Source organism: Caproiciproducens sp. NJN-50 (assembly GCF_004103755.1).
In the GTDB taxonomy this organism is placed as follows: Bacteria; Bacillota; Clostridia; order Oscillospirales; family Acutalibacteraceae; genus Caproicibacter.
This window is the reverse complement of sequence record NZ_CP035283.1, coordinates 512,082-524,504: the sequence shown is the minus strand read 5'-3', so window position 1 is coordinate 524,504 and position 12,423 is coordinate 512,082. Positions and strand designations below refer to the sequence as shown.

The 12,423-nt window shown below is 53.5% G+C and carries 10 protein-coding genes; 1 reads left to right on the top strand and 9 read right to left on the bottom strand.

The genetic code is table 11. The features are described from left to right. Nucleotides 1–3 precede the first annotated feature (3 nt). The 4 genes from EQM14_RS02650 to EQM14_RS02635 all read right to left on the bottom strand — a co-directional run bounded on the left by EQM14_RS02650 (nt 4) and on the right by EQM14_RS02635 (nt 5,498). Nucleotides 4–1,515, bottom strand: a complete 1,512-nt coding sequence (locus tag EQM14_RS02650; protein ID WP_243112594.1) for a tripartite tricarboxylate transporter permease — start codon at nt 1,513–1,515, stop codon at nt 4–6. Between the two features lie 12 nt (nt 1,516–1,527). Beyond that, nucleotides 1,528–2,025: a tripartite tricarboxylate transporter TctB family protein gene (locus EQM14_RS02645; protein WP_128741493.1), complete on the bottom strand. Its 498-nt coding sequence runs from the start codon at nt 2,023–2,025 to the stop codon at nt 1,528–1,530. 101 nt (nt 2,026–2,126) lie between these two features. Continuing rightward, nucleotides 2,127–3,203 (bottom strand): tripartite tricarboxylate transporter substrate binding protein, encoded by a 1,077-nt coding sequence (locus tag EQM14_RS02640; protein WP_128741492.1) that lies wholly within the window; start codon nt 3,201–3,203, stop codon nt 2,127–2,129. Nucleotides 3,204–3,263: 60 nt separating this feature from the next. Further along, nucleotides 3,264–5,498, bottom strand: a complete 2,235-nt coding sequence (locus EQM14_RS02635) for a sensor histidine kinase (RefSeq protein WP_128741491.1) — start codon at nt 5,496–5,498, stop codon at nt 3,264–3,266. A gap of 205 nt (nt 5,499–5,703) precedes the next feature. Between EQM14_RS02635 and EQM14_RS02630 the strand changes: the two genes are divergently transcribed. Then, on the top strand, nt 5,704–6,390 hold the full coding sequence (locus EQM14_RS02630) for a response regulator transcription factor (RefSeq protein WP_243112593.1): 687 nt from the start codon (nt 5,704–5,706) through the stop codon (nt 6,388–6,390). Nucleotides 6,391–6,794: 404 nt separating this feature from the next. On the opposite strand, the gene EQM14_RS02625 is transcribed toward EQM14_RS02630, so the two are convergent. The 5 genes from EQM14_RS02625 to EQM14_RS02605 all read right to left on the bottom strand — a co-directional run bounded on the left by EQM14_RS02625 (nt 6,795) and on the right by EQM14_RS02605 (nt 12,288). Beyond that, complete coding sequence (locus EQM14_RS02625) at nt 6,795–8,147, bottom strand: enolase C-terminal domain-like protein (protein WP_128741490.1); 1,353 nt, start codon at nt 8,145–8,147, stop codon at nt 6,795–6,797. 63 nt (nt 8,148–8,210) lie between these two features. Then, nucleotides 8,211–9,017 (bottom strand): MBL fold metallo-hydrolase, encoded by an 807-nt coding sequence (locus EQM14_RS02620; protein WP_164918932.1) that lies wholly within the window; start codon nt 9,015–9,017, stop codon nt 8,211–8,213. Between the two features lie 180 nt (nt 9,018–9,197). Continuing rightward, a complete protein-coding gene (locus tag EQM14_RS02615) occupies nt 9,198–10,682 on the bottom strand; it encodes a tripartite tricarboxylate transporter permease (RefSeq protein ID WP_243112592.1) in 1,485 nt (494 codons plus the stop codon). A gap of 73 nt (nt 10,683–10,755) precedes the next feature. Next, nucleotides 10,756–11,235, bottom strand: coding sequence for a tripartite tricarboxylate transporter TctB family protein (locus tag EQM14_RS02610; RefSeq protein WP_128741488.1), 480 nt, complete (start codon nt 11,233–11,235; stop codon nt 10,756–10,758). A 24-nt stretch (nt 11,236–11,259) separates the two neighbouring features. Next, on the bottom strand, nt 11,260–12,288 hold the full coding sequence (locus tag EQM14_RS02605) for a Bug family tripartite tricarboxylate transporter substrate binding protein (RefSeq protein WP_164918931.1): 1,029 nt from the start codon (nt 12,286–12,288) through the stop codon (nt 11,260–11,262). Between the last annotated feature and the right edge of the window lie 135 nt (nt 12,289–12,423).

Genomic DNA, 12,423 nt, shown 5'->3' with positions numbered 1-12,423 from the left:
CGCTTAAGCATGAGCTGTCTCTTTCCGCCGCATGCCGTTCACCATTGTCTTTGCAAGCGGATAAACAATGCTGACCACAACGATGACGGCGAGGATCTTATCCACCGCCGATGACAGGAAGATCCCGTACGAGCCGTTGGATACGACAAGCGCCTGACGGAACGAAACCTCCATGGTGTTGCCGACGATCACGGCAAGAATCATCGGAGCCGTCGGGATATTCACTTTCATGAAGAAGTAGCCGACAAGGCTGAAGATAATCAGCAGATAAAAATCGGAAAGCCGGTTGGAAATCGCATAGCACCCGATAAAGGCCAGGCCCATGACGATGGGATAAAGGACCTTCGGGGGAATGGACAGCACGCGGACCAGCCCTCCGGCGAGCGGGATGTTGACAAGCGCAAGGATCAGGTTGCCGATAAACATGCTGGCGATCAGCCCCCACGCCACGTCGGGATGCTGCTCGAACAGCAAGGGGCCGGGCTGCAGCCCGAGCATCAGCAGCGCCCCCATCATGACCGCGGTGGTGCCGGAACCCGGGACCCCCAGGGTGAGCATGGGGATCAGGGCGCCCACGGAGGCGGAGTTATTGGCCGACTCCGGCGCGGCAAGCCCTTCGATCGCTCCCTTCCCGAACTCCTCCGGATGTTTGGAAAGAGATTTTTCCAGATTGTAGGAAACCAGCGAAGCCATGGTTCCGCCGGCCCCCGGAAGAGCCCCGATGACGAAGCCGAGCGGGCAGCTCCTGAAAATCGCCTTCCAGGAATGTTGCCAGTCCTCTCGGGTGATCCAGATCCGCTTGAATTTGGTCTGCATCTTCTTTTTGCCTTCGCTGATATCCTTATAGCTTTTATAAACCTCGCCCAGCGCGTACATCGCGATGATAACGACCAGGAAATCGATTCCGGACTGAAGGGACAGATTGCCGAAGGTAAAGCGTTCCACTCCCGACTGCGCGTCCAGGCCCACCGTCGAAATCGCCAGGCCGAAGAACATCCCGATAAAGCCCTTGAGGACATTCCCCTTGTTCATCGAGGCCGTCATCGCCAGGGCGGCGAGCATCAGCAGAAAATATTCCGACGGGCCGAATTTCAGCGCGAGCATCGCGATCGGCGTCGCCGCAAACGTAATAAAAAGATTCGAGATCATGCCGCCGATGAAAGATGCGATGGCGGAGATGGCCAGCGCGGCCTCGGCGCGGCCCTGCATGGCCATCGGATACCCGTCAAAGGTGGAGGCGATCGCCGCGCCGTCCCCCGGCGTGTTGATCAGGATGGACGCGCGCGACCCGCCGTACATGGCTCCGTAATAGACCCCGCACATGGTGATCATCGCCCCGGTGGGGTTCATCGCATAGGTCATGGGCAGCAGCACCGCAACGCCCGTCGCCGGGCCCAGGCCGGGCAGCATGCCGATGACGGTGCCGAGAACGCCGCCGAGTGTGACAAGCAGAAGGTTCGCCGGCTGCATGGAAACGCCGAACCCATACCAAAGGTTTGCAAAAATCTGACTCAAAGAGACTCCTCCTTACAGATCGACGAATGGCATGGCAGGCAGCGGAATATAAAGGAACTGCGTGAAGATGACATAAACCGCCACGCTGAATACCAGTGTGACCAACAGATTCGTTTTCCACTTTTTCCGGCCGTTAAGGGTGAACAGCAGGATACCCAGAAAAATGATCGTCGAAAGGACGTATCCCAAAGTATTGAAAACCAGCGCATAGAGCAAAGCGGCAAGCACGGTGATCAGGATCATGCGGTTCTCAAACCTCATTGTGCGAAAACCGTGGAATTTCAGTTCGATTTTTTCCGCGGTTTGTCCCCCGCTCCGTTCCTTTTTCAGCTCGGATGTCATCAGGACGATCCCGCTTACGAACAATGCGGCTCCGACCATCATCGGGAAAATGGCCGGCGCAAACGCGTTCCCGATTGTCGCGTGCGGTATCTGAAGCGTCAGGACCATGTAAACAAGGCCGAACAGCATGCTTGCCAGCCCCGCCAGAATATTGATATTGATAAACATAGGATCCTCCTCTGTGTCCCCGGCGCCGCCGGTGCAGGCCCATTCGATACTGGGCCGGCGCACCGGCTCCGGGGACGCGGTTTTCAGGACCGCGGTCCCGTTTACTTGTTTTTCAGCATGCCGATCGAATCGAGCAGGGACGCATATCCTTCGTTTTCCTGATCAAGGAACTTCATGAAGTCCTCGGAATTCGCATACGCCAGATCCCAGCCGTATTTCGCGCAGCTTTCTTTCCATTCCTGGGTTTCGCTCATCTTCTTCAGTGTGTCCTCCCAGTACCGGCACGCCGAGTCCGGCATATTTTTGGGTCCGAAAAGTCCGCGCCAGTTATAAAATGTAACATTGATCCCCTGCTCAACGCAGGTGGGCATCTGCGCGATGACCCCTGTCCCGACGCGCTTGTCGGCCGTGATGGCGAGCACTTTGACGGAGCCGCTTTCAACAAGGCCGACCGTGTCGCTGATTCCGCTTGTCACAAGATCGACATGGCCGCCCATCAGTTCCGCCGTCGCCTGGCCGTCCTGGAAGCTGATATAGTCGATTTTGTCGAGATCCTGAATGCCGGCCGCCTTGGCGACCTTCAGGAACTGGACGTGGTCCATGGAACCGGCCGAGGAAGTACCGCCGATCTTGACCGATTTCGGGTCCTTCTTCAGGGCGTCCATGACTTCGGTGATGGAGTTATATTTGGAATTCTTGGCGACCGCGAAGCAGCCGTAATCGGTGATCAGCCTTGCGATCGGAGTCGTGTTGTCCTTGTAGTTCAGCGGGGTGGAACCGTTCAGATGGATCAGACAAAGCGGAGGCGAATAGACCGCCAGGATTTTATCGGATTCTTTGTTTTGCTCCAGGAAGGAGAGCGCGACCCCGCCGCCACCGCCGGTCACGTTGGTGACAGGCATCGGAACCGATACCAGCTTCGTGTCCTGAAGGCACTTCGCCACCGTCCGAATGGTCAGGTCCCATCCGCTGCCGGCTCCGGACGGAGCGACAAATTCCATCGCTTTTTTGGGGTAATCCGTGGTTTGAACGGACGCTTCGGAAGAACCGCTTCCGGAGGCAGCCGGCGCCGTCGAGCCGGAGCCGGCGGGCGCTGCCGCCGAGCTGCAGGCCGTCGCCGACAGGAGCAGCAAAGCCGTGCAGAGATAAACGGGCCATTGCTTTTTTGCACTTTTCATCAATATTCCTCCTATGTTGTTTTATCTGAAGGGGAAAATCCCCTTTCCGCCGGATGTTTTCTATTCCAGAAGCCGAAGGATCCGCTCATACAGATCGGAAAAATCGAACGGCTTCAAGACGACGTCATCCAGGATTTTTCTTTTTTTCATCAGAAACACCTCCCTGTCCGGCATCCCGGCCGTCAGGACGATCGGACCGGCGAACTGCAGCAGTCTGGCCTGTTCCGCGAAAGCCGTCCCCCTGTACCCGGACAGGCTGTCGTCCACGATCAGCGCATCATAACTGTCCGTGGTCTCCTTCAGCAGGCGCATCGCCTCCTGCGGATCCGTCCGGGCATCGACCTTCCATCCGTTCCTTTCAAATCCCTTTTTAAGCAGACCGGCAGCCTTCCTTTCGCCGCACAGCGCCAGAATCGAGCGGGTCCCGTGCCCTTTGTCCCCGACCGGCGGCAAAGACGGGGGTTCCTCATCAAAGCCGCCCGCCGGCCGGTCCATAACCGGCAGGAGAAGGATGAACATACTGCCGGCTCCTACGGCGGTTTTCACCCGAATCGAACCGCCGTGACCCGAAATGATGTTGTGAACCACCGAAAGGCCCAGCCCCGTCCCTTTTCCGATTTCCTTTGTGGTAAAGAACGGTTCGAAAATCCGTTTTAAAACTTCTTCGCTCATACCGCAGCCGGTATCCGCAATGGTGACTCGGGCGTAGCAGTCGCTTCCGCGAAGGTTCCCGTCGGCGGAGGAAACGCAGTCTACCGGAATGATTTCATTCGCAACGGTCAGCGTTCCGCCGTCCGGTTCCATCGCCTGGCTGGCGTTGGAGCAAAGGTTCAGCAGGACCTGATTCAGTTGCGTCGCGTTCCCGAAAACCATGGCTCCCGTTTTCTGCAACCGTTCCTGAAGAACGACGGTGCCGGGCAGAATGACGCGCACCATTTTGACCGCGTCCGTAAGCACCGCGTCCAGGCTGACCGGCGCATAAGCGGTCGTATCGTTCTCTCTTCGGTAGAACGGCAGCAGCTGTTCCACGATTTCTTTCGCGCGCAGGCCCGCTTCGTGGATCTGTTCGACATCCCCGTAAGACTCGTCTTTTTCTCTGAGCCTTCTCAGCAGCAGTTCGGAATACCCGAGGATCGGAGTCAGAAGATTGTTGAACTCATGGGCGACTCCCCCCGCGAGGGCGCCGACCGACTGCAGTTTTTGGTAATGCCGGATCTGCTCCCTGCTTTCGCTCAGCTCCTCCAGCGTGGTGTTGAGGTCTTTGAGGTACTGGGCTTTCATTTCCAGCTTCTGATGCTTTTTCTGCAGACGGTAAATGGCAGTGGTGCACAGCGCAAATAGCAGAAAGACCGCCATCGCGAGAAAACCGAACCGGCTCAGGTTCTGCTCGACCGGCTCCATGGCGTCCCGCCGCGGCATGACGGCGAGGACGCACCAGGAGGTATCCCCGACGTTCATGTGGGAAAAAGCCGCGATTTCGTCCTGATCTCCCGAGGTGCTCCGCTCCCGGGGGCCGGTCCGGTATAATGCAGTCCCCTCCTCACATGCCTGTTCCTGGTCCAGCAGCCCGAGAAAAGCGCGGTACGCCGGGGAACCGGAAAGCGCCTTTCTTTCCTGCCAGTAATTTACCCCGATCATCTGTGACTGCGGATGCATGATGATGTTGCCGGCCTGGTCCTCAACCATCAGGTAGCCCTTCCCCTGCCTGTCGACCGGCGCGACGTACTGTTCATAGATATTCCGAAGATCGACAATGCCGATGACGGCTCCCATATAGCTATCGCCGATGTAAATGCTGTTGATCAGAGTCATTCCGAAGTGGTGGGGCTCGATTTCAAAAACCGAGCCGATTCCGGTGAGTCCGCGGTCTGCAAGCCGCCGAAAATTGAGTTTCGCTTCATCGATCTTCGTATGAAACGGATACTGGCCGTGTTTGAAAATGACTTTGCAGTTCCTGTCGATCAGGTAAACGTCGGAAAGTTCGTGCCGCTGCCCCGACATGTACGCCAGCAAATACTCCTGCAGTCCGTTCATATCTCCGGTCTGGTAATATTTGCGCATGGAATCCGAAAACCCGGGCGTCCCCGTCAGGATCGTGATATCCGTCAGCTGCTCCGAAATAGACAGATCCATGCTTGTGGAGACGGACCGTGAAATGTTCAGCAGCTGTTGCTGCTGCTGTTCGATCACCGTCGTAACGTAGGTGTTGTAAACGGTATACAGCGCATAGGCCAAAACAAGGATCAGAACCGCAGCGACGCCGGCGATCACCGTGTCGCCGATTTTTTTGATCATTCCCTTCACACCGCCTTTATTTTTTCTAACTATACTCCTAAAAGCGAATTCAGCGGGTAAAGCGGCAGCATGATTTATCTATTTTCAATAACTCATTTCAACAGTGTCATTATAAATTGTGAATCTTAAACTTTTCCAATATTTATCTTAAAAGATATTAAGGTTGGGGTTTTTATGCTATCATGTAAATTAGGAGTGGTATGCATTGGAATATTTCAAAATTTTAATCGCCGACGATGAAGAGGCCGTCCGCAGATTAATCTCCAGAATATTGGAAAGCGAAGGAATGATCTCCTTTCAGGCCGCAAATGGTTCGGATACCCTGACGATGCTGCGGAAGCAGACATTCGACCTGATTCTCCTCGACGTGATGATGGACGGCATGGACGGATTTTCGGCCCTGCGCGAAATACGTTCGCACGGCATTACGACGCCGGTGATCATACTGAGCGGCAAAAAGGAAGACTGCGACAAGGTCTTCGGGCTGGAAATCGGCGCGGACGACTATATCACCAAACCGTTCAGCCCCCCCGTCCTGACCGCAAAGGTCAAGGCCTGCCTCCGGCGGTCCCGCATCGACGGCAGACGGCTGCAGGGTGTTCTCGAAGCCGGTCCGTTCCAATACCTGTGCGACGAGATGCGCCTGATGAAAAACGGGACGGAAATCGTGCTCTCGGGCCGGGAAAACATGATGATGAAATATTTTCTGAGCAACCTCAACCGCATCCTTACAAAAGAGCAGATCTATAATCATGTCTGGGGGAACCGGGTCGTGGACGACAACACCATCATGGTACATATCCGGCATCTGCGCATGAAGATCGAGGATAATCCCGACAGGCCCGTATTTTTGAAAACCGTACGCGGACTGGGGTATCAGTTTTCAGTCTAAGCAAGAATTTCTGCCCCGTTTCGAACAGCAGATGAAACCGCCCGTATCGCCACAGGCGATACGGGCGGTTAGGAATCAAAACCACGCGCTGAAAGAAGGAACGACCTGTAAGCAGACAGAAAAAACGCTATTTACTTACAGGTTATGCATGACATAAGACTCTCTTAAAAGCCGGACAGGCATTGCGGCCCGATTCAAGGCTGGAGTTCAAACATCCCGCTGGCGGATATTCCAGTGGCAGCCCGACCGGCGTTCATGTAACCGGCGATGGCCGTTATCCCTGCCGGAGGTCGCGATCAATTATACGCTGGCGGCTGCACTAATCGGCTTTGCCCAAAATCTTCATACCGTTATCTGATTGGCCGAAGAGAACCCCTGGTTCTTTTCGGTTTTGTCCGTGTCGCTTACGGACGGACCAGCGCAGGCTTTTTGGAATCGAATTTCCAGCCCGGGATCAAATACTGCATTGCTACGGAATCATCCCGGTCGTGGCTTGAAAGAGTATTGTAAAGCTTGTTCGCCTGTTCAACCCGCTCAGTATCCAACGTTACCCCAAGGCCCGGCCCTTCAGGGACTTCAAGGAACCCGTTCCGAATCTTGGGCGTATCTTTAAGTAAGTTTTGACCGTCCTGCCAGATCCAGTGCGTGTCGATCGGAGCGGGCTTACCGGGTACGGCCGCCGCCACGTGCGCGTAGGCAGCCAAAGTGATGTCAAAATGATTGTTGGAGTGGATTCCCCAGGTGAGGCCCCATTCCTGAAGAATCTGCGCCATGCGCACGCTTCCGCCGAATCCCCAAAAATGAGGATCCGCCAATACGATGTCGACACTTTTCAGTGTCGCCGCATGATAAAATTGCCTCCAATCCGTAGCGATCATATTAGTCGCAACCGGGAAATGGGTTGCATTTTTGAATTCGCTCAGAATTTCACGCCCGCTGAATCCCTGCTCGGGGCCGCAGGGATCTTCCACGTAAGTCAGTATCCCATGCATATCCCGGCAGTATTCCACAGCCTCCTTCAGACTCCAGGCCCCATTCGGATCGATGTTTACGCGGCCCTGCGGAAACTCTTTTTTTACCGCGCGCACCGCTTCCATTTCCTGATCGCCGGGAAGCACGCCGCCTTTCAGCTTAAAATTCTGAAAACCGTATTTGCCGTGCAGCGTGTCCGCCTGCAGAGCGATCCTCTCCGGAGTCATCATCTTCTTTCGGCGCAGACGAAACCAGGGGTCTTTACTCTGGCTTTCATCCAGATAGTTCATCCGGGGTGCTTTATCCTTATCTTCGACATAAAATAAATAACCCAGGGTTTCAACCTGATCTCTTTGCCTGCCGTTTCCAAGAAGCTCACACATGGGAACTCCCAGATACTGTCCCAGCAGATCGAGCAGGGCACACTCGATGGCCCATTCCGCTTTAACGACAAATTTCAGTTTGCTGATATCAAGGCTTTGGATTCCTTCTCCGTCATCCTCCCCGGACCGGGAAGCTGCTTTATGAATTTTGTCCAGAACGGACCGGTATTTTACAACCGGCTGCCCTTCCACCAGCTCCGCGACACCGCGAAGCGCGCTGCAGGTATAGTCTCCGCCATGAATCTCACCAATTCCGGTATGACCGGTATTGTCCTGTAAAAGCACGAGATTCCGTGTAAAGCAGGATGCGTGAGCGCCGCTCAGCGTCATCAGCATGCTGTCATATCCTGCGACTGGAATCACCTGCATCTTTGTTACAATTGGAGTATTGAATTTATTCATGATTTCCTCCTGAAAATAAAATGGCATATACGCATTTCTATGTTGGGACTACCGGCAGCCTTCTTAGAATTCAAGCTTTGACTCAGACTCAATGCCAGTAAGCTGGGAAAGGCGGAAACGGATCATTTTCATCCATGCGTCCTGGTCGTACTGCGGATATTCGCAGCCGCTGTTCTTCTTTAAATGCTCCAGCATATTCGTTTGATTGGGGTGGGAACCGATCGCAATATCCACCTGATATCTGCTGCATTTGATTATGCTTTCCCGATATTCCCTGCGCAGCGTGACCGGTTGGCCTGTGGTGATAAAATAGTCGTCGGCCAGCGTATTCAGCCCAACGCCGCCGTGCATGGCACAGCGATAGGTCCTGTTGGTCCTTTCGTCTGTATCTTCAAAAAAGAAGCTGGTGCATCCCGGGGTGTGTCCGGGTGTGGACAATGTATGAATGGTGAACCTTCCCTGCTGAATGGGCTTATCGTCGCGGTACAGTTCGTCAACGTTGAAGCGGTTATACGGATATCTGTCAGGGTAGATCAGTTCCGGATGCTCCATAAATTCAAGGTCGCGCTCCCCGAGATATGTTTTAGCACCGGTCAGTTCCTGCATTCCTTTGGCCCCGCCGCAATGGTCATAATGCGCATGGCTGAGCAGGATGGTCTTAATGTCCTTGGGATGATAGCCTAAGGCATCAATGGAACTCAACAGCATGTATAGGCTGGGCTGCATGGCGGTATCCAGCAGGATCAAGCCGTCTCCGGTGTCAAACAGGTAACAGCCGACCCAGGTGTTCCCGCTCACGTAGTAAACGTGCGGCGTCACCCGGAAAGGGCGAATCGCCCATTCCCATGGCCGGTCACAGCAGCCTCGCATATATTCTTCCGGTGATAATGTAACTGATAATGGTGATAACATAATCGATAGCCCTCCATCAGAAAAATGTTTTAACGATAAAAGCTCTGTCGGACTCCGGTGGTCCGGCAGAGCCGTCTTATGGGACCCAGATAATGAAATTGAAATATAATTATGTAGGGTTTTCAGGAAAAGCGCTTGTCATGCCGCCTGTTTTCTTCTGGATCTGAAATCCTTGATGTAGGGACTCAGCATTACAAGGAACGCGATCAATAAGAAGATTAAGGAAACCGGCCTGGTGAAAAACGGCGCAATGCTGTTTCCGCCGTAGCTCATTCCCTTGCGGAAGTAGTTTTCCACGTTTGGACCGAGAATAAAGGCGAGAATCAGCGGGCTCATCGGAATCTCGGCAATCATGAGGCCGATTCCGAGAATGGCGCAGGCCACCATCATATAAACATTGAACATGGTATTGGTCTGGGTGAACGCGCCTACATAGCACATGACGATAATGACGCTGTACAGGTAATGATAGGGAACCTTCAGCAGCAGCGGGAACCACCGTTTAAACACAAGCTCCAACAGCAGTACAATAATTGCCGCGACCAGACAAGCCATAAAAATCATATAAGTGACTCCCGGCGAAGACTGCATCATCAGCGGGCCTGGCTGCAGGCCGTGAAGGATCAGCGCGCTCAGCAGAAGCGCCGTGGCACCGTCGCCCGGAATCCCGAGCGCTATCATCGGAATCAGCGCGCCGCCGATCGAGGCATTGTTTGCAACTTCCGAAGCCCAGATGCCGTCCGGAATCCCCGTCCCGAATTTTTCAGGATATTTGCTGCTGGTTTTTGCCTGGCTGTAGGCGACCATATTGGAAAGGCCGGAACCCATCCCGGGAAGGAAACCGATCCAAAGGCCGATGAGGAAGGACTTGATCATGACACCGGGCCTCAGGTCGTCCTTCGTTAGACCAAGGCCTTTTAAATTCATTTTGCCCACGTCGGGCAGGCTCTGGCTTCCCTTTGCAAAGTCGACCGCAATCTGCTGCAGGGCGTATACGCCCAGCATGACTGCGATGATATCCACGCCGCCGGACAAACCGGTCATGCCGAAGGTCCAGCGGATTTGCCCTGTTACCGGATCGGTGCCGACAATCCCGAGAATCAGGCCGACGGTAGCGCCGATCAATCCCTTGAACAGGTTTCCCTTGGACAAAGCCGCCACAAGAGTGATCGCGCAAAAGCAAAGGCTGAAATATTCCCACGCTCCCAATTTCAGCGCGAGATCTGCAATCACGGGACTTAATCCGATGGCAATCAGGACCGAAAAGAAAGTTCCTATGAACGATCCTATAATGCCGATCGCAAGCGCCTTGGCGGTTTCACCCTTCTGACTCATGGGATAACCGTCGAAGCAGGTCGCGATGGAAGAGTTAGAACCCGGAATGCCCAGCATCACGGCAGCCACAAAAGAGCCTGAAACACCTCCGACGTACATGCCCAGCAGCATACAGAATGAAATATTGGTGTTGAGCGCAAATGTCAGCGGCAGCAGCAATGTGATGCCAAGCCCGCCGGACAGGCCCGGAATGGCCCCGAAGATAATGCCCGCAACGGCACAAACTACAATCATCGCAAAGTTGGCGGGCTGCAGGCAGATCAACAAAGAAGAAATAATGATTGACAATCCATGATACCTCCTCGTATCATAAAAGTTTCTTTGTTAAAGTAATTCCTCAGGATACTGTTAACGGCGAAATCTAAAGGCTGAACAGTATTCCTTCTGGCAGCGGGATATTGAACCCCTTGGTGAATCCAAAGTAAACTACCACTGTGGTAAGCACGGCAATCAGAATCGATGTGGCAAGGGAGACTTTCCGGCCGCTGCGCAGGGTATAAATGAAGCCGATGGTCAGAAGAGGAGTCGCAACGATAAATCCGATGATCTGAAGCGCCACAGCGTAAAGGAGCATCACCCCTATGGCCATTCCAAGGCGGATCCAGCCGGCCATGTCCAAAAACGGCTCCCTGTTTTTTTCCGATTCTTTCTCCTTCCTGGTCTTGCCGAACATGATACCCAGAGAGCACACAACCAGCAGCCCTTCCACAAAGTACGGGAAGGCGCGAGCGCCCGGCTCATCCATGTTTGCGACCACCCGGATGCTGCCGGTGTTCAGAAAAAGGACAACGGCAAATAAAATAAAAATGGTCCCGGCAATTTGATCTTTCTTCAGTGTCATTCTATTTACCTCTGATTTTTTAAATTAACCCTGTACGTAACAATTGCTCGCTTTTGCCAGCTTTACAATGGTTTCAAATTCTTTTTTAACTTCTGCCTGACTGTCTTTGACACTCATCCACTGAACGGTGCCACCCTGTTTTTCAATACCGGTTTTATAATCGCTGTCATTGACAACGCCCTTGAGAGAAGCGTTGATCGCCTCGACGAGATTCGGATCCATATCCTTAGGTCCCATCACCAGCATGTAAGTTCCCCAGAAAATATTCTTATAGCCCATATCCTGAAAAGACTTAAAACTGTTTCCCAAGGATTCGTCCACGTGTTTTCCATCCGCACAGAAGCTGCCCAGGACCTTGACTTTCCCTGCCTTTTCATAGGAAATCGCGTGATCCAGCGTGCAGACGCCGACATCGATAAAACCGCCCGCAAGGTTTGTGAGCTTTTCGGTTTCCGTGCCGGATTCCTTATAGTTGAATTTTGCACCTGTTTCCTGCTGAACCAGATCCATCATGAACTGCGAAGCACCATTGGTGGAAACAGCCGCAGTCACCTGATGGCTCTTCGAATACTCGACCATTTCAGTAAAGGTATTATACGGCGCTTTTGTGCTCGCAATCAGGCATTGGGTACCCATATCATTCATGCAGGCAATCGTAGTCAGATCCGTGAGCGGGTTCACGTCCAGCGTGCCGGTGATGTAATTGCAGAAAAAGCCGGAATGTGTCGTCAGAAGTGTATAGCCGTCATTTTTCGCATCGGAAACAGTCTGTATTCCAACGGCGATGCTGTCGTAGTTGGTAACGACGCTCGGATTTGAAATGCTTTTGTTCCAGGCGGTGGCGAGGAGCCGCACCTGGACGTCTGTGCCGCCGCCCGCGGATGCAGGGACCGTCAGAGAAACAGATTTTTTCGGCCAGTCGACTGCCGCAGTACCGGTAGAACCGACGCTTTTGGTCCCGGAATTTGCGGAAGAGCCGCTTCCGCTGCAGCCGGAAAATACGGAAGCGGTAAGGATCGCTGCCGTCAAAACCAGTGCGATTGTTTTTTTCATAAAACTCATTCCCCTTTTAGAGATTTATTTACCAGCGGAAAAACTCCGCTTTTTGACATAACTGTTCCCTGTTTCTTACAGCAATTTTGCCTGTATTATTAGAAATAATCATGCTTCAAGTTTGACCCTGTCGTA